Origin of the sequence: Acinetobacter sp. DSM 11652, assembly GCF_900109815.1 — a bacterium.
Taxonomy (GTDB): Bacteria; Pseudomonadota; Gammaproteobacteria; order Pseudomonadales; family Moraxellaceae; genus Acinetobacter.
The window spans coordinates 59,879-79,099 of the sequence record NZ_FOBK01000008.1; the positions used below are offsets into that span (position 1 = coordinate 59,879).

The window sequence follows — 19,221 nt, forward strand, 5'->3', positions numbered from 1 at the left end:
CAGGAGCTACTGGAGGTGGTACAGGTGCTGCAACTTGCTGACTAACCACTGATGTAGGTGGAGCGGCAGGTCTTAACACAGTAGGCGTTGGTGCAGTTGGTTTCAATACCTGCTGTGCTGCAACAGGAATCACAGGTGTTGGCGTTACAGGTGTCGTTGCCACAGCTGTAGTCGCAACAGGTGTAGTCGCAACAGGTGTAACGTTATTCGTCAGATTAGGACGTATGACTGGCTTTAAAACACTTGGTTTAGTCGTTGGTTCTGCTGCTTTGGCTTGTGTAACCACTGGCGCCGCTGATGTTGCCACTTTCGCAGAGTTCGGATTATTTATTTTTAAAATAAAGGTATTGCCTTCAACACGTGTCGTGTAGCTACCTTTCTGCGTTAAATTGACAGTTAACCGTGAACGCTGATCATTAGAAATGACTTCAACTGAGTTTGCTTCAGTGGTCGACACAGGTATTTTAGTATTCGCCAGTGTTTGACCTGCCTGCATAAAATCCAAAACCAGTCGAGATGGATTTTCCAATTGATATGACTGTGGCTGTGGAGGTAATCCGTTAAACATGACACGGATTTCTGTTCCTTGACCTGGCACCTGCAAAGGCACAATATTGGTCATCGTAGTTTTAGCCGCCGCTGCCTGCATAACAGCTATAGAAACAGTGGTCATAGCGAATTGACGAAGAAAACGGTTCATATACTGTCGATCCCCACCCCAAAAATTTTGCATACTCTTTTTCATTGTTATTCCTTAACTCGTCTTAACCAACAGGCCCAAGCAACACTAAGCTTCTTGGTCTTTCGATATAACCATCTCGACCATCTGAAACAATTTCAATCAGATCGATTTGAGTCGGCGTTATCTTCACGATGCGCCCTTGGTTCATCCCCATGTAATTACCACGTTGCACACGCTCAATCTCACCATCAGGGGTTTGAATCAAAGCAAGAATCTGTCCATTGTTACGTTTTAAACTTCCTTTAAAGTTTAACGTTTCCAATGCATAGCTTTCTAAAGGCTGTGGTTGACGATTAAAATTAGGATAAACACGTTTACCCGACATGATTCTTAGCTCTGTTGCCAATGAGTTTGGCAAGAATGGACTTCGAAGTTGATGCGCCGAGTAAAGAAAATTTGGAACTGGATTAAATACAGGTGCCGGTTCTATCGGTAAAGGTGGTTGGCTACGAATATTCGCCATTTCTTGATTGACCGCATCAATACGCGAATCACATCCCACCATAGCCGTTGCAATAACTAATCCGAACAAAAGCTTAAATGATTTCATTATTGTCCTCCTGCTGGCATATCAGCTGGTGGAACAACCGCTGAACCTACCGTATCTTCAGTCGATGCAACATAACGATATGTTTTGGCTTTTAATGAATAATCGATCAGTGGAATATCTGATTTTTTATCTGTACTCGGCGTTGCTGTAATCACAAAATCATGCAAAGTCACGATACGCGGTAAAGACGCAATTCCACTCACAAAACGCCCAAATGAATGATAATCACCTGTCGTTTCTATCGAAATTGGCTGCTCAATGAAGAATTCTTGAGCCACTTCATTTTCGAGACGGATATTTTTAAATTTGAGCCCTGAATTTACACCTGTTAAGTTGATGTCCTCAACTAAACTTGGAATTTCTGTTTCTTTTGGCAATTGTTGTAATTGCTCATTGAAATTCATTTCCATTTGTTGCAACTGTGCTTGGTATTGCTGCAAATTACGGAGCTTAGAATCCTTTTCTTTAAACTCTGTCAGTAAATTTGCCTCTTGTGCTTTAGCAAGATCAATTGATTCAAGTTTTGGTTTAATCACCAAAAAGTAACCAATAGCACAAACAAATAGGAAAATAAAAATCCAACAGGTAATTTTTACAGACAGTGGCCAACTACCGTAGTTATTGGAGTCCAAAGTATTAAATTGCTGAAAGAACTTTTCAACAGTCATGGACTTCTTTTTTGGTGCAGTGACATCTGAATCAAAGTCATTTAAATCATTACGACTCATGGTGCACCTCCCACATTATTCGCGTCCATATCTGCTATCGGTTGAGCAATTGCACCCAAGTCGACAGTCACGATAAATGTACCGTAAGACTCTTCAACTCGAGGGATTACCGAACTTGGTGCTTTTTCCTTCACTTCTGGCGCAGCCAAGAATGAATTCATAAATGCATTTCGGTACCACTGGGAAGCTTCTAAACCACGTAATAACTCTGCTACCGCATTCGGACTTTCAGCTTTACCTTCGATGGTAAATTTATTACCAGTACGGGTAAATTTCGTCAGATACACTGTTTCAGGAACAACACGTACCAATTCGTCTACTAAACGCACAGTAACAGGTCGTTGACCTTCAAGACCTTGAATCAGTTTCATCCGCTCAATCACTGCATTTCGACGTTCTTGCAATCCTTCCAAGGATTTTAATTGAACGTCTAAACTTTGATTGGTGCTTACAATAAGTTGGTTTGCTTGTTCTTGGTCTTGCAATTTATGATTCAAGAAGAACCAAGCTGCTAAAACCGATAAAATCGCAAGTAATACCACTGCGATACAGATATAAACAAATTGCTTTTTTCGCTGTTCTCTTAGCTCTTCGCGCCAAGGGAGTAAATTAATTTTAGCCATTAATCAAAACTCCTCAATGCCAAGCCACACGCCACCAATAATGACGGTGCATCATTTTCTATTTTTTTCAGGTCGATTTGAGGAGAAAAGCCCATTTGTAAAAATGGATTAGCAATAGTGACGCGATATCCCAATTTTTGTTGCATCATTTTTGCAAGACCTGGGATATTGGCATTACCACCCGCCAATAAAATATGATCAATCTCGTTAAATTGAGAAGAAGAGAAAAAGAACTGTAATGAACGCGCTGCTTGTTGAATCACTGCATCAAGGAATGGCATTAAAACTTCTGTTTCAAAGTCATCTGGTAAGGTGTTGTCTTTTTTAGCACGCCCAGCTTCATCATAAGATAAGCCATAACGATTTTGTACATCTTGAGTCAATTGCTTACCGCCAAACACTTGTTCGCGCGTGTAAATAATTTTGCCATTTTGCATAACTGATAAAGTCGTCATGGTATGACCAATATCAAGAACACCAACAAGATTTGCACCAATCGGCAATGTATCTGCAAAGACTTCAAAACTACGTTCCAGTGCATAGCTTTCAACATCGGCAACTTTTGGGGTAAGGCCGACCAAATCCAATACTTCAATACGAGAATCCACGTTTTCAGTACGTGTCGCAACGAGTAAAACGTTCACTCTGTTTGGATTGTTTAATCGCTCAGGAAGCACTTCAAAGTCTAAACTGACTTCGTCAAGTGGGAATGGGATATATTGCTCAGCATCCATACGAATCTGAACTTCACGTTCATCATCGCTCATGTCGGCATCCATCTCGATGACCTTGTGAATCACCATAGATGTAGGTACCGCAAAAGCAGCATTCGTCGATTGCGGATTTGCAATATTAATCGCGCGCTCTAAGGCATCAGCCACGTTATCCTGATTGAGGATGTTTTTTTCAACAACACTCCCATCAACCAATGGACTTAATCCGTAACTTTCAACCCAATAGCGACCGTTTTTAACAGATAGCTCTAGTAGCTTAACAGAGGTCGAGCTAACATCTACCCCCACTAACCCCTTATTTGGCTTACGATATAGTCTAAGCACAATGCAATTCCTATTATTTTTTTGTCCCCAACAACAGCACAATACAAACTAACTACACTTGGTCTAATTTTTTTGCGGATATAATAACTCAACTAACATTCCGTTAAATGAGAAGCTATACTGACCTTCTATTAGTTTGCCTTTAGCACCTATTAAAACTTACTTGTTATGAAAAAGCTATCTTGTTGTGGACAGATTCACCCTTTTTTTTTGCTGATTATCATTACTTTAGTCACAATTCCAATGGGTTTCTATGGAATGTATCTCTATATCGCACCATCTTTGCCAGAGATGTCTGCTTTTAAGAAGGCGCCATTATTAAAACCGCTGCAAGTTTATACAGCAGATAACCAATTAATCGCAGAATATGGTGGCAAACTTTCTGTTCCAGTTGAATATGAGCAAATTCCACAAGATTTTATTCATGCTTTTTTAGCTGCTGAAGACTCTTCTTTTTTTGAGCATAGCGGTATTAGTTTTAAAAGTTTAGGGCGTGCAGTCAGTGAATCGATCACGGGTTCTGACATTCAAACTGGTGGTTCTACGATCACCATGCAGGTGGCTAAAAACTATTATTTAACACCAGAACGAACACTCAAGCGAAAACTCACCGAAATTTTCTTAGCACGTAAAATCGAACAAAAATTATCAAAAGAAGAAATTCTAACTCTCTACGTCAATAAAATTTTCCTCGGTAAAAATGCCTATGGTATTGCAGCAGCAGCAAAAATTTATTACAACAAGAATTTAGACGATCTTTCAATTGCCCAAATGGCAATGATTGCAGGATTGCCTAAAGCACCCTCTAAGTATAATCCTGTGGCCAATCCTGAGCGTGCGTTAGAACGTCGCAATTGGATTTTAGGTCGTATGCTACAGTTGGGTTATATCAGCCAAATTGAATATGAAGATGCTGTATCAGAACCTATCGCCTTGGACATGCCTGATCGCGGTATTAACAATAAATTCCCTTATGTCGGTGAAATGGTTCGTTCGGAACTCGTCAAAAAATTTGGCGATCTCGCGATCGATTCTGGATATAAGGTTTACACCACTATTGATTACAATCGTCAAGCCTTTGCCGAAGAAGCAGTTCGTGTTGGTTTAGAAAATTATGACCGTCGTCATGGATGGCGTGGCCCAGAAGCTCATGACAAACCCTTAAAAGATTTTGTGCCATTTGCAAACACCTACCCTGCTGAAGTCACTAAAGTTTTAAGTAATTCTTTTGAAGCAACTTTACAAGATGGTTCATCAGTCACTGTTCCTTGGTCTGGAATGTCTTGGGCGAGACGCTATCGCAATGCCAATAGTGTGGGTGGTGCACCGAGCAATGCCTCGCAAATTGTGAAAGTTAAAGATATTGTTCGTCTGCGTCCAAATCAAAATCGTAGTATGTGGTCCTTGGTACAGGTGCCTCGTGTACAAGGTCAGTTAATTGCACTTAACCCAAATGATGGTTCCATTGTCGCGATCGTTGGTGGATATAATTTTTATCAATCGAAATTTAACCGTGCACTGCAAGGTTGGCGTCAACCTGGCTCTATTATCAAACCATTTGTCTACTCGCTTGCACTTGAACGAGGTATGACGCCACATACCATGGTTAGTGATAACCCCATTACCATTGGTAAATGGTCACCACGCAATTCTGATGGGCGCTATCTGGGGATGATTCCATTACGTCGCGCTTTATATTTGTCACGTAATACTGTATCTGTTCGCCTTTTACAAACAGTCGGTCTAGAACGTACTCGCCAATTGTTTATGGATTTTGGTTTGCAGGATGATCAGATTCCACGTAACTACACGATTGCATTAGGAACACCTCAAGTACTCCCTGTGCAAATGGCAACAGGCTATGCCGCAATTGCCAATGGCGGTTTCCGCGTGCAACCTCACTTCATTAGCCGTATTGAGGATGCTTACGGCAAAGTGATTTATCAAGCCAATCCAGAATACGCATGTATTTCATGTATTAAATCTCAAAAGCAAGGTACAACCACTGCTGAAGCAACAACACCAGACGACGAAATTATTGAAGTTACCAATCAGTCTTTAGAGGATAAGCAACCCACTTTAACTGATGAAGAGCGTAGCCAATATCGTCAAGCACATCGAATTTTAAAATCCAGCTCAGCATTTGATATGGCGAATATTTTACGAGACGTAATTCAGCATGGTACTGGTCGCGCAGCATTGAAAATTGGTCGTGGTGATTTAGGAGGTAAAACAGGAACAACCAATGATGCAAAAGATGCTTGGTTCGCTGGCTTTAACGGCAATCTAGTCGCAGTTTCATGGGTAGGTTTCGACCAACCGACTACACTAGGTCGTCGTGAATATGGGGGTATCGCTGCTCTTCCAATTTGGAGTGACTTTATGGAGAAGTCTCTTGCCAATACACCATATGCTTGGGTAAGTTTAGATAAAAATGCAAAAGCTCCTTTAACTCGAGAACAACGTGGTCGTGTACATACATTAAACCATGAGCAAAAAGATAAAACTCCACCTTTAGCTCGTCCGATTTATCGCCCTGCTCCAGTGGTAGCACCAACGAATGATCGCGATTTTGATGATCTACCAGATACCGATCAACCGTTAACGCCGACGTCGTCGATACCACCGGATATGAATTCAACACCACAAGTTAAACGGGATTCAATCGAAAATTTGATTGATCAAGTTCAATAACCCCAAAAAGAGCCCTCAAAAAGAGGGCTTTTTTTAACTTTTCTTTTTTAAAATATAGATTTGAAACTCTGCACTCAGTTCAAATTTTTCAACTTGTTCTAATTGCTCACGTCGTTCAGGCTTCGCCTTATAAGCATATGGCGTCATTGCGATAAGACACTTTAAATCATTTTGGTTTAACACCAATGGTGCTTGGATTAAGCTTTCATCAATTAATTCAAAGTGCTCGCTCAACTGCGCTACAAATTTATGTGGTTCATGTGCCTTAACTTCTTCAAATAGTGCTTCTCGCATTTTATATAAATGTTGTGGACCTGGGGTAACAACCATTAAATACCCCGATGGTTTTAATACACGTAATATTTCCGCCTCGGGAATAGGACTAAATAAACTGGTACACAAATCTATGGTCTCGCTTAAAACAGGCAACACAGCCCCCGTACCCACAACCCAAGTGACATTTTGATTAAATTTTGCTGCTACCTGAACTGCAGTTTTAGCAATATCTACCCCTACAACTTGTATCGCTTCAGATTCCATTGCATTGGTGTAATATCCTTCACCGCAACCAATATCTAGAAGATTTTCAATACGTAATTCTCGTATTTTAGCAACGACAGCTTGCTGTAATGGCGCATAGAATCCCGCTGATAAAAATGACCGTCTAGCTCGAACAGACTCGGGGGTATCCCCTGGATTTTTACTGTGTTTATGCTGTACGACATGCAAATTCACATAACCTTGCTTTGCAATATCGTAACTATGATTACTCTTGCAGCGCCATGTTTTCCCCTCAAGCGCCAATGCCTCGCGACAAACAGGACACATCAACAGATTCATCATTTTCTCCAAAAAAATTTTAGCGATGAAAAAAGCCGGCATAAGCCGACTTGATCTCATTTGATTCTTGCTTAGCGCAATTTTAAGGTCATTAGACCTAAAACTACCAGCATAATTGTGATAATCCAGAAACGGATGACCACCTGTGTTTCACGCCATCCTTTCTTTTCATAGTGATGATGTAACGGCGCCATAAGGAAAACACGTTTATTTCGCATACGAAGCGAACCGATTTGTAAGAATACAGAGACTGCTTCGACTACAAATACACCCGCCATAATTGCAAATACAATTTCCTGACGTACCATCACCGCAATAGTTCCCAGCATCGCTCCAAGCGACAAGGCACCAACATCTCCCATAAATACTTGTGCAGGATGCGCGTTATACCAAAGGAATGCTAAACCTGCACCTATCATTGCAGCACAGATAACAACGAGTTCAGATGAATATTTCACATAGGGAATATGTAGATAATTTGCAAAACGAACATCACCCGCCAGATAAGCAAACACCCCTAGGCCCGCCGCAACCAATACAATTGGCATAATTGCAAGACCATCTAAACCGTCAGTCAGGTTAACAGCATTCGACGCACCGTTAATCACTAAATAAGTGAATATGATAAAACCGATCCCTAAAGGGATTACCGATAAAGGAATTGTAAGATCTTTAAAGAAAGGGATCAGCAAATCCAACATATTCGCAGTGTGTACAGGATTAGTTTGCTGAGTCGCAATTACGTAGAGTGATATCCCTGCACCCAAAGAAGCGACAGATGTCCAAAAAAACTTCTTACGCGCTGGCAAACCTGCATTGTCTTTATAACGGATTTTAATCCAGTCATCCGCCCAACCTACGGCGCCAAATATCACCATCACGCCAAGCACAATCCAAACATAAGGGTTTGAAAGATCTGCCCAAAGTAAAGTTGAAATCCCAATAGAAAGCAAAATAAGGAGACCACCCATGGTTGGTGTTCCCATTTTTTTGGCATGGTTTTCCGGAGCGAAAGAACTTACCGCTTGGCCATATTTTAAAGCTTGTAACTTACGGATCATAACAGGACCAAGAACTAGGCCTATCGTGAGTGCTGTCAAGACACTGAGCAGCGCACGTAATGTTAAATAACGAACCACTTGGAACGAGCTGTGATAGCCGGAAAGTTGTTCAAATAACCATAACAGCATTTAGAGTTTCTCCATCAAATCTGCCATCAACGTTTCCATATGGGTATAACGAGAACCTTTGAATAAGAAACTCATTTTTTGCGGTTGATGTGTTTCGATTAGACTAATTAAAAATGGTAGAGCTTGCTCTTGATTGAGGAAAGCTTGTAACTTTTTCCCGTACTGAGTACTACGTGCGCCTTCCTGTGTTGCTGGTGCAAACTCACCAACAGCAACAACAAAGTTGAGTCCGCGAATCGAAACCAAATCTCGCCCGAGTAAATAATGTTGTTGAGCAGCAGTCGGACCTAACTCACCAATATCCCCAATCACCATGACACGAATACCTTCTTGCTGTGCAAGCACTTCACCCGCTGCACGCATCGACGTCGGATTGGCATTGTATGTATCATCGATAAATAAAAAATCGTTTTTTTGAATAAAATTCAAACGTCCCTTTGCACCCACAGCTTGTTCTAAACCCGTGACAATATCATCCAAGCTGATATTTAATGACAATGCAAAAGCAGCAGCAGCCAAAGCATTTTGAACATTATGCTCACCAGCAAAAGGTAAATCCACGGGTTGGACACCTACAGGCGTATGTAATTTAAATTGAGCACTCTGTGGATTCAGCTGAATATCTGAAGCATAGACATCGCCACCTTCTCCAAAACTTAAGATTTTTGTTGTTTTTACACTTTGACGGATCTGGTCTATATAATCATCAGCTGCTGGCACGATCGAAGTTTCTGAAACATGACCATAGATTTCAGATTTAGCTTTACAAATTCCGTCACGCCCACCGAACTCACCAAGATGAGCCGTACCAATATTAATAATACCCGCAACATGAGGTTGAACGAGCTTCGAGGTATAGTCAATTTCTCCTTGATGACTTGCTCCAAGCTCCATCACTGCATATTCATGATCTGGTCGAAGCTCTAATAGCATCATAGGCACACCCAGATCATTATTGAGATTACCTCGCGTGATCAATGTCGGTGCTTTGCGAGCAAGAATACTTCCAAGCATTTCTTTAGTGGTGGTTTTGCCGCTACTACCAGTTAGTGCAATAACTTTTAATTGCGCATGTTGAGCGCGACGAAATGCACCAAGCATACCTAAAGCTAATCTCGTATCTGTTACCACCAACTGACAAATATCGATATCTAAAGGTCGCTCAACAATCGCAATCTTACAGCCTTTTTCAGCCACTTGTTGAACAAAGTCATGCGCATCAAAACGCTCACCTTTCAGCGCTAAAAAAGCATCCCCCGACTCCGCATGACGTGAGTCTGTCAAAATACGCTTTACTTCTCCAGTCGGTTTTTTATCATTCAACCAATACCCTTGAGTAGCAGCAACTAGATCAGACAAAGTCCATGGGACAAGTGTCGCAGTACTTGTAGTAGATGTGTGCATAATGATTCCTTAGTCTGCTGGATAAGATGCTGGCTCAATCGCATGCTGACCCTTAATGGCTGCTTGGACTTCTACCACATCATCAAACCAATGACGGACACCATCAATCTCTTGATAATTTTCGTGGCCTTTGCCTGCAATCACAACAATGTCACCTGCTTTTGCTGTTTTCACTACAAACTTAATCGCTTCACGACGATCATGAATTTCATGAACCTCTCTGTTCAAAAATTCAATTCCAGCCTTCATGTCAGCAAAAATTTGTTCTGGGTTTTCAGTACGTGGATTATCTGAGGTGAGCAATACAACATCTGCATAATCTAAAGCAGCCTGTGTCATTAATGGTCGTTTACCGCGATCACGATCACCACCACACCCAAACACAGCCCATAATTGCTGTGAAACATGACGTTTTAATGTTTGAAGAACCTGAATTAATGCATCAGGAGTGTGGGCATAATCCACGACAAACAAACGATCTCGATCACGCAACACTTGCATACGCCCTGGCGCGCCTTTTAACTGAGGAACTAAAGCGACTAACTGAGATAAATCTAAACCCGCCTGTTCAACAGAGATTAAGCTCGCAACCACATTTTCAATATTAAAATGACCCAATAACGGACTATGCACTAAATAGCTTTGGGACTTGGTCACCAATTTAAAATGAACACCATCTAAACTATATTGAATCTCTTCAACACGGTAATCCGCGGGTTGAGTGGTGGAATAAGTTAAAATTTTAGGTTTTGCTGGATTTTGCTCCGCCGCTTTGAGCATGATATTTGCGTAAGCATCATCGATATTGATAATTGCAACTTTAAGACTCTCAAACTGAAATAAGCGTGATTTTGCCTCAGCATAGGCCTCTAAAGTCTTGTGATAATCCAAATGATCGCGACTTAAATTACTGTAAGCTGCAACTTCAATTGGCGTTCCATTGAGACGCCCCTGTTCAATACCATGGGAGCTGGCTTCAATAGCAGCAAACTTAGCCCCCTGCTGAGCATAAGCATGCAATTGATTTTGCATATGCAACGCATCTAACGTGGTATGTGTAGATGCTTCAAGGTGAGGTAAAATCCCATTCCCTGTCGTCCCCATCACCGCGCATGGGTGTTTGCTTAACACCAATAGCTCTGCAACAAGCCTTGAAATGGTCGTTTTACCATTGGTTCCCGTGACAGCCAATACTCGAAGTGGATTTACTGGCTGTGTCTGTTGCAAATAATCTTTCTGCCATTGTCCCATGAGCATACGCACATTCGGAACGATCAAACTTGGCGTTAAACCTAAATCTTGTTCTGAAATAATAGCCAAAGCACCAAGATCCAGTGCCTTCTGTGCATATTCTGCAGTTTTTTCAGGTTGAGAAAGACTGGTCAAAGCAATAAACACTTGTCCCGCTTCAACTTTACGACTATCTAATTGGAAGCCATTAAATGCTTGTTGCATCCATTCTGCTGGATGATCTACAGCGTAGATTTGTTGAAATGTAATCGACATTCATCACCTATGGAATGGATTTTGGAGTATCTAAGGGTTTATCCAATGGTACGTTTAACAGTCTCAGCGACTCCTGCATTACTTTTGCGAAAACAGGTGCTGAGACAGTACCACCGTAATATGTGCCTTTTGGATTTTCGACCACGACGACCATCGCCAAACGTGGATCACTTACAGGTGCAACACCTGCAAATAAAGCTCGATATTCATTGGTCGAATAACCTTTACGGTCAGCACGTAATTTGTGTGCTGTACCCGTTTTACCTGCAACGCGATAACCTGGTATTTGAGCACGAGTCGCTGTACCGCCTGGTAATGTTGCTGTCTCCATCATTAACAAGACTTGATCCGCAATTTTAGGATCAATCATTTGTTCACCTTGAGGAGCTTCATCCAGCTTGTACAAACTTAAAGGAACTTTCTTCCCTTTGTTTGCCAGCATGGCATAAGCATCTGCCAATTGTAGTACCGTGGCATTAAGACCATATCCATAGGACATGGTTGCAACTTCTGAAATATTCCATTTACTTGGCGGTAAGATCAGACCTGGGCTTTCACCAGGGAATTTAACAGCCGAACGCTGTCCAAAACCAAGACGCTTATAGAACGTTGGTAAAGTCGGATAAGGCAAAGATAAGGCAATTTTCGCTACACCTACGTTGGAGGATTTTTGAATAATGCCACCTAAAGTAAGCGCTCCATAATTATGCGTATCACGAATTGTATGATTACCGACACGCATCGACCCTGGCGTGGTATTAACGACTGAGTTTGCAGTGTACTTACCACTTTCAAGCGCCATCGCCACCGTTAATGGTTTCATCGTCGAACCTGGTTCAAACGAGTCAACTGCACCGCGATTTCGCATTGCATCTTTATTGGATAAACTTTTTTTATCATTCGGGTTATACGACGGCCAACTGGTCATCGCTAGAATTTCACCGGTTTTGACATCGACCGCAATTGCTGTAGCAGAACGTGCATTATTTGCCACGCCTACCGCGGTAAGCTCTCGATACATAATGTATTGCAATCGAGAATCAATACTCAGTGTAATATTTTCCCCAGCTTCAACTTCTTTAATAACTTCTGGAACTTGAACACGGTTACCATGCTTATCACGTACAATTTTCTGTTCGCCATTGACCCCTGCAAGCCGCTTATTCAGCTGCATCTCCAAACCTTCAATCCCCGTTCCCTCGGTATTGGTTAAACCAATGATTTGAGAGTTGGGTTGTGGTTGTGGGTAATAACGTTTATATGATTTTTCAGAATATACGCCAGCAAAATTACGTTGTGCTAACAGAGCCGCTTGAGCAGGTGGTACTTCTTTTTTCAATACTAAATAACGTGAACGAGCTCGATCTTGAACACGCTTTTTGAGGTCAGCTCGATCCAACCCAACTGCATCTGCTAGCTCATCTAAATTCAGGTTTTCCTGTGGTAACTGATTTTTTAATTTACGGCTGGTTGGATTCTTTTTTAACTCTTCAGTGATTTCATCAAAAGTTGCTTTAGTTTCAAAATAATGTTGAGGATCAATCACCACCTTCATAATTGGTGTACTAATAGCCAAGGGAACGCCATTACGGTCGCTAATAACCCCTCGCATCGCGCTTAATTTTTCAGTACGTAAAATTTTGGCATTGGCTTTATTTTGCAAAAAGTCTTTGTTCACAATTTGAACATAAAAGGCACGTGCAACCAATACTACAAAAAATGTCAGGACTAAGCCCCACATTAAATAGAAACGCCACATATCTACAGCAACGGTTCTTTTCTGTGTAATGGGCTGCTGTTTTTTACGTGTTTGTTTTGTTTTGCTTTTATCAACCATTCAGCGTGCCTATTGATTTTTCGCGGTTTCAGCAGGAAGTGAAATCACCACAGTCTGTGATGTTGGTGGTGAATACATACGTAATTGTGTCACTGCACGTGTCCCAATTTGTGCAGTCGCTCCAAATGTCTGTTGCTCAATAAGTAGACGACCCCATTCAGCATTGATGTCTTCAAGCTCACGCATATGCGTATTGAATTCACGAAAATCTTGACGATAAGAATAGACCTGATAGACCACCATAAATGCGCTCACCATGACCATAGCGGTTAAAACGCTATAGATCAGTATTTTTTTACGCACCAAGGTCGTTGCTACCAGTTCCTGTTGTTCTACGTCTTTTTCCTTTTTCATTATTCGCCTTTAAAATTTATTCGCTCTGCAACTCGCAACCAAGCACTTCTAGAACGCGGATTTTGTTTCACTTCTTCTTCACTCGCACGTACGCGATCAATTTTTTTCAAACGACGAGTTTCTTTAGGTTTCTGAGGTAAGCCCCAACCATCATCCTCAGCTAAAGTCGACTCTTTTTGAATAAATTGTTTAATAATTCGATCTTCTAAGGAATGGAAACTGATGACCGCTAATCGACCTCCATTATGAAGCATATCCAGTGCTTCAGGTAAAAAAGCATGCACATCTTCTAATTCTTTATTGATTTCAATTCGAATTGCTTGGAATGTACGTGTCGCAGCATGCTTATTCTTTTCCCATTTCGGATGGGCAACTTTTACAATTTCAGCCAATTGACTTGTACTCTCAATATAACCTGCTGCTTTAATCGCTTTCGCAATGCGGCGGCTATATCTTTCTTCACCATATTGAAAAATAATATTCGCTAAATGCTCTTCATCAACTTCAACCAACCATTGCGCTGCAGTTAGGCCTTGAGAGTTGTCCATTCGCATATCCAATGGACCGTCTTTCATAAAGCTGAAACCACGTTCGGCCTGATCAAGTTGTGGCGATGACACACCCAAATCTGCCATAACACCATCCACAGTTTCAACACCACGTTGATTTAAGGCTGTTTTAATATCTGCAAAACTTGCATGAATAATGGTAAATCTTGGATCTTCTTGTTCTAACTGAGCAGCCACAGCCAAAGCCTGCGGATCTTTATCAAAGGCATAGACACGAGAATGTTCATCTAATTTGGACAAGAGAAGTCGAGTATGACCTCCTCGACCAAAGGTGCCATCTACATAAATCCCTGTATTACGCCCACCCAATAGGGCATCTACAGTTTCATGAAGTAATACAGAAATATGCGACATAATAACGTTTCAGAACATCTAAAAATTTAACTGCACATTATTACCTTGTTTTAATAAAGCTCCAAACGACTTTTTGTAGGTAAATTTTACTTTCTATAGGCAAAACCGTTTCATTCACTGGAATGTTCAAATAAAAAAGCCTCACTTGGAGGCTTTTTTATTAATTTTCAATTACTTCAGTATATTAACGACGACTGTTATAAATCTGATCAAAAATCGCACCATTCACAAAATGTGCTTGTTGTGCTTTTGCCCAACCACCGAAAACCTCATCAATGGTGAATGTTTTTAACTTAGGAAATTGTTTTGAGTATTTTGCTAACACTTCAGCATTACGCGGACGATAGAAATGCTTAGCAGCCATCTCCTGACCTAATGGTGAATATAAATAGTTGATATAGCCAGTTGCCAACCATTTATTGCCATTTTTATCTACAGTACGATCAACGATGGCAACAGAAGGCTCTGTCAAAATAGAAATAGATGGATAAACAATATCAAACTGATCTTTGCCCAAGGCTTTTTGAGTGACCAGTGCTTCATTTTCCCAAGTGAGCAACACATCGCCAATTTTACGCTCAGCAAATGTCGTCATAGAAGCGCGCGCCGCAGAGTCCATCACTTTGACGTTATGGTACATCTTGCCAACAAAGTCTTTTGCTTTCGCTTCATTACCACCTGGTTGTTTGAGTGCATAACCCCAAGCTGATAAATATACCCAGCGTGGTAGTCCACCTGTTTTAGGGTTTGGTGTGATGATTTCTACACCCGGCTTAACAAGATCTTGCCAATCATGAATTTTTTTAGGGTTACCTTTACGCACCATAAAAACAATGGTTGATGTATAAGGTGCAGAGTTATAAGGGAACTCTTTTTGCCATCCTTTATTGATTTGACCCGATTTCACGATCTCTTCAATATCATTTGCCAAAGCCAAAGTGACAACGTCACCTTTCAAGCCATCAACCACAGAGCGTGCTTGTTTACCTGAGCCACCATGAGATTGTTTAAAGTTGACTTTCACTCCAGTTCTTGACTGCCAATATTGACCAAATGAATGATTAAACTCATCATAAAATTCACGAGTCGCATCATAAGATACATTCAGGAAATCACGTTGTGCTGCTTGAGAAGATACGCTGAACGATAATCCTGTTGCGAGTAAGCCCGCTGAAAGCAAGGCTTTAAATTGAGTTTTCATAGTCAAAAAATCTAGATATACATAATTAGTCTAAATATATGAAATAAAATCATATTCATCAATTTAATTTGGACATGTGATTTAAGTTATATTGCTACCATTTTTCTTTCAAGATTATGAATTAATTCATAAATCATCTTAAATACAGTCTATATTCAAATATATAGTATTTTATGCATTTCTTATAATTAAAAATGGATAGCATATCGCGATCCATTCACATAAGTTCTAAAAATAGATTATTTTTCTGCTGAAATTTGGTCGTAAATCGCGCCATTTACAAAGTGCGTTTGCTGCGCTTTCGCCCAACCACCAAATACTTTATCGATGGTAAATAATTGTACCTTTGGAAATTTAGTACTGTATTTAGCTGCGATTTTTTCATTACGTGGTCGAAAATTATGTTTAGCAGCTAATTCCTGCCCCAAAGGTGAATACAGATAGTTAAGATATCCTTTTGCGAGATTACGATTCCCATTTCTATCTACGGTTTTATCTACGATGGCAACAGAAGGCTCAGCTAGAATTGAAATGGATGGATAAATAATTTCAAATTTATCTTGCCCCAAACCTTGCGTCGCTAAGAGCGCTTCATTTTCCCAAGACAGTAAAACATCACCAATTCCACGTTCAGCAAAAGTCGTGAGTGATCCACGGGCTCCTGAATCTAACACTTTGACATTTTTGTATAATCGTTTGACTAACTCACGAGCTTTGGCATCATTTCCGGCAGGCTGTTTAAGTGCATAACCCCATGCAGATAAATAAATCCAACGTGGCGCACCACCTGTTTTTGGGTTCGGGGTAATGATCTCAACACCTGGTTTGACTAAATCATTCCAGTCTTTGATATTTTTTGGATTGCCCTTTTTTACTAAAAAAACGATGGTAGATGTATAGGGTGCTGAATTATTGGGAAATTCTTTTTGCCAATTTTTATTGATATAACCTGCTTTTACAATTTCTTCAATATCATTTGCAAGTGCCAAGGTCACAATATCTGCTTGTAATCCTGTTGCTACAGCACGTGCTTGTTTCCCAGATCCACCATGAGATTGCTTAAATTGCACGTCTTGACCAGTACGTTTTTTCCAAAACTCACCGAAACTTTGGTTATATTCTTGATAAAATTCGCGAGTGGGATCATAAGAAACATTTAAAAATGATGTATTCGCCTGTGCAGTCATACTGAACAACAATGCCCCAATACTCATTGTGCCCAATAATTTATTGAAAAAGTGCTTATTCATTAAAATCTCTTTTTTATTACATTTATGAATTGCACTATATTTTTTATTTACTTCAGTCACAATGTATTCAATAGACGAATTAAATCATTGTAAATATCTAAATTTTATATACATTTTCTTCATATGAATTGCATTTTTATCACTTATATTCTCTTTAAAATTTACCTCATAACATCATATCTTCACCAAATCTCCATATTTTATTGATAAAAAGAGGCAAAATTTATTTCAGCTACAGGTTGAGTAACTTAAGGATTGTTGAATAACAAATTGTAAGAAAGTGTGATGCATTTGTACTTTTGTGAATTTTATGTTTAAAATGTAAACCTAATTACTCTTACAATAAATTCAAAATAGGGGAAAATTGAAATGAATTTGTGCTATTTACAAGCGTTAAGCTTAACTTTATGTGTTTTTGGTATGAGCCAGACACATGCAGCAGCGTTACAAAATCCTGCTAAATCACTACAAAACTCTAGTGTTGCTGAAAAGTCATTAACACCTATCGAACGCGCATTGACTCAACAAAAACGTGAACGTGCTGAGAACAAACCTTCTTCAGAGATGGATCAGATTAAAGTGATCACCTCTATTAAGAATGCTCCAACGCAAAACTTCCTAGCATCGCAACACCAACAGTTTTCGCGTTTTTTACAAAGTTTATTTCCTCAGCACACATCTTAAGCACCATTTTTCTCAATCTCCCCAATTGAGTCAAATTTAGCCCAGTCCGATTTAATGAATTAATCATTAAGCCACTGGGCTTTTTGCTATAATAAAACCAATTTTTATTTGATAACTTTTTCTGGCTATGACAGTTCGTACTCGTATTGCACCATCTCCTACAGGTTTCCCCCATGTAGGTACTGCTTATATCGCATTATTTAACCTATGCTTTGCTCAACAGCATGGCGGTGAATTTATCTTACGTATTGAAGATACAGACCAAATCCGTTCAACACCTGAATCAGAAAAAATGATTCTCGATTCATTGCGCTGGTTAGGTTTAAATTGGTCAGAAGGTCCAGATGTGGGTGGCCCTCATGCGCCATATCGTCAATCTGAACGTATGGATATTTATAAAAAATATGCGTTAGAACTGGTTGAAAAAGGTCATGCATTCTATTGTTTTGCCACTGCTGAAGAATTAGATCAAATGCGTGCAGAACAACAAGCACGTGGTGAGTCTCCTCGTTATGATGGCCGTGGTCTAAAACATACGCCAGAAGAAGTTGAAAGACGTTTAGCGGCTGGCGAACCACATGTTATTCGCATGAAAGTACCTGAAGAAGGAGTTTGTAAATTTAACGACTTACTCCGTGGTGAAGTAGAAATTCCATGGGCACAAGTCGACATGCAAATTCTGCTGAAAACTGATGGCCTACCAACTTACCACTTAGCAAACGTTGTTGATGACCATTTAATGGAAATCACTCACGTGATTCGTGGTGAAGAATGGATTCCATCTGCACCAAAACACCAATTGCTTTACCAATATTTTGGTTGGGAAATGCCTGTGCTTTGCCACATGCCATTATTACGCAACCCTGATAAGTCAAAACTATCTAAACGTAAAAACCCAACTTCAATTAATTACTACAAAGATATCGGTGTATTACCAGAAGCATTATTAAACTATTTGGGTCGTATGGGTTGGTCAATGCCAGATGAACGCGAAAAGTTCAATTTGGCTGAGATGATCGAGAATTTTGACATCCAACGTGTATCGCTTGGGGGTCCAATTTTCGATGTAGAAAAACTCAATTGGTTAAACGGTCAATGGATCAAAGCACTTAGCCCTGCTGAGCTTTTAGATACTTTATTGGCGTGGAAGGCAGATCGTGCCAAGTTAGAAGAGATTGCTGCCGCAATCCAACCACGTATTAACCTATTGTCTGAAGCAGTGAATTGGTCAGCACATTATTTTAATCACTTCCCTACACTGTCTAAAGCACAATTCGAAAGTAAAAAGTTATCTGAAGAGCAAGTTCGTCAAAGCCTACAATTTGCAATTTGGCGCTTAGAAAGCTTATTTACTTGGAATAATGACACTGTTAGCCAAACGCTAATGGATTTAGCTGCACAAATGGAAATTAAATTACGTGACTTTATGCCTGCGTTCTTTATTGCCATTGCGGGTTCTACTGCTTCAACGCCAGTGATGCAAACCATGGTGACCATTGGTCCTGACTTGACTTTTGCTCGCTTGCGTCATGCACTCGAAATCGTTGGCGGTCCAAGTAAAAAAGAGCTTAAAGTGTGGGAAAAATTGAATGAAAGCTTAAAATTGCCGAAAAATGATGCAGTTGATGAAGCTTAAT

16 protein-coding genes and 1 pseudogene are annotated in these 19,221 nt (G+C 40.3%); 3 read left to right on the forward strand and 14 right to left on the reverse strand.

The genetic code is table 11. The annotated features are described in order from the left end of the window. Positions 1-346 precede the first annotated feature (346 nt). The 5 genes and pseudogenes from BMW42_RS14965 to BMW42_RS09135 form a co-directional block, all read right to left on the reverse strand. Positions 347-745 (reverse strand): annotated as a pseudogene (locus BMW42_RS14965) (AMIN domain-containing protein); the annotation flags it as partial. A gap of 19 nt (positions 746-764) precedes the next feature. Then, complete coding sequence (locus BMW42_RS09120) at positions 765-1,292, reverse strand: pilus assembly protein PilP (RefSeq protein ID WP_092767272.1); 528 nt, start codon at positions 1,290-1,292, stop codon at positions 765-767. Further along, complete coding sequence (locus BMW42_RS09125) at positions 1,292-2,020, reverse strand: type 4a pilus biogenesis protein PilO (RefSeq protein WP_092767273.1); 729 nt, start codon at positions 2,018-2,020, stop codon at positions 1,292-1,294. The genes BMW42_RS09120 and BMW42_RS09125 overlap by 1 nt, the downstream gene beginning before the upstream one ends. Next, a complete protein-coding gene (locus tag BMW42_RS09130; RefSeq protein WP_092767275.1) occupies positions 2,017-2,643 on the reverse strand; it encodes a PilN domain-containing protein in 627 nt (208 codons plus the stop codon). Before BMW42_RS09130 ends, BMW42_RS09125 begins: the two co-directional genes overlap by 4 nt. Further along, positions 2,643-3,701: a pilus assembly protein PilM gene (locus tag BMW42_RS09135; RefSeq protein ID WP_035263966.1), complete on the reverse strand. Its 1,059-nt coding sequence runs from the start codon at positions 3,699-3,701 to the stop codon at positions 2,643-2,645. Before BMW42_RS09135 ends, BMW42_RS09130 begins: the two co-directional genes overlap by 1 nt. A gap of 168 nt (positions 3,702-3,869) precedes the next feature. On the opposite strand from BMW42_RS09135, the gene ponA reads away from it, so the two are divergent. Then, on the forward strand, positions 3,870-6,395 hold the full coding sequence (gene ponA / locus BMW42_RS09140) for a penicillin-binding protein PBP1a (RefSeq protein WP_092767277.1): 2,526 nt from the start codon (positions 3,870-3,872) through the stop codon (positions 6,393-6,395). Between the two features lie 33 nt (positions 6,396-6,428). On the opposite strand, the gene BMW42_RS09145 is transcribed toward ponA, so the two are convergent. The 9 genes from BMW42_RS09145 to BMW42_RS09185 all read right to left on the reverse strand — a co-directional run bounded on the left by BMW42_RS09145 (position 6,429) and on the right by BMW42_RS09185 (position 16,864). Next, positions 6,429-7,235, reverse strand: a complete 807-nt coding sequence (locus tag BMW42_RS09145) for a putative RNA methyltransferase (protein WP_092767417.1) — start codon at positions 7,233-7,235, stop codon at positions 6,429-6,431. Between the two features lie 71 nt (positions 7,236-7,306). Next, positions 7,307-8,425: a phospho-N-acetylmuramoyl-pentapeptide-transferase gene (mraY, locus tag BMW42_RS09150; RefSeq protein ID WP_092767279.1), complete on the reverse strand. Its 1,119-nt coding sequence runs from the start codon at positions 8,423-8,425 to the stop codon at positions 7,307-7,309. Continuing rightward, complete coding sequence (locus BMW42_RS09155; RefSeq protein WP_092767281.1) at positions 8,426-9,829, reverse strand: UDP-N-acetylmuramoyl-tripeptide--D-alanyl-D-alanine ligase; 1,404 nt, start codon at positions 9,827-9,829, stop codon at positions 8,426-8,428. A 9-nt stretch (positions 9,830-9,838) separates the two neighbouring features. Then, positions 9,839-11,335 carry a UDP-N-acetylmuramoyl-L-alanyl-D-glutamate--2,6-diaminopimelate ligase gene (locus BMW42_RS09160; protein WP_092767283.1) on the reverse strand — a complete coding sequence of 499 codons (1,497 nt, stop codon included), beginning with the start codon at positions 11,333-11,335 and terminating at the stop codon, positions 9,839-9,841. A 7-nt stretch (positions 11,336-11,342) separates the two neighbouring features. Then, entirely contained in the window at positions 11,343-13,172 is a 1,830-nt protein-coding gene (ftsI, locus tag BMW42_RS09165) for a penicillin-binding protein PBP3 (RefSeq protein WP_035263956.1), read from the reverse strand. 9 nt (positions 13,173-13,181) lie between these two features. Then, positions 13,182-13,526, reverse strand: coding sequence for a cell division protein FtsL (gene ftsL, locus BMW42_RS09170; RefSeq protein WP_092767285.1), 345 nt, complete (start codon positions 13,524-13,526; stop codon positions 13,182-13,184). Then, positions 13,526-14,449 (reverse strand): 16S rRNA (cytosine(1402)-N(4))-methyltransferase RsmH, encoded by a 924-nt coding sequence (gene rsmH, locus BMW42_RS09175; protein ID WP_092767287.1) that lies wholly within the window; start codon positions 14,447-14,449, stop codon positions 13,526-13,528. Before rsmH ends, ftsL begins: the two co-directional genes overlap by 1 nt. A 184-nt stretch (positions 14,450-14,633) precedes the next feature. Next, positions 14,634-15,650, reverse strand: a complete 1,017-nt coding sequence (locus BMW42_RS09180; protein WP_092767289.1) for a sulfate ABC transporter substrate-binding protein — start codon at positions 15,648-15,650, stop codon at positions 14,634-14,636. A gap of 239 nt (positions 15,651-15,889) precedes the next feature. Next, complete coding sequence (locus BMW42_RS09185) at positions 15,890-16,864, reverse strand: sulfate ABC transporter substrate-binding protein (RefSeq protein ID WP_092767419.1); 975 nt, start codon at positions 16,862-16,864, stop codon at positions 15,890-15,892. Positions 16,865-17,269: 405 nt separating this feature from the next. Between BMW42_RS09185 and BMW42_RS09190 the strand changes: the two genes are divergently transcribed. Both BMW42_RS09190 and gltX read left to right on the forward strand, forming a co-directional pair. Continuing rightward, the gene (locus BMW42_RS09190) at positions 17,270-17,584 is read left to right on the forward strand and encodes a hypothetical protein (RefSeq protein WP_092767291.1); all 315 of its coding nucleotides are present in this window, start codon (positions 17,270-17,272) and stop codon (positions 17,582-17,584) included. Between the two features lie 127 nt (positions 17,585-17,711). Then, complete coding sequence (gene gltX, locus BMW42_RS09195) at positions 17,712-19,220, forward strand: glutamate--tRNA ligase (protein WP_092767293.1); 1,509 nt, start codon at positions 17,712-17,714, stop codon at positions 19,218-19,220. The last annotated feature ends 1 nt before the right edge of the window (position 19,221 follow it).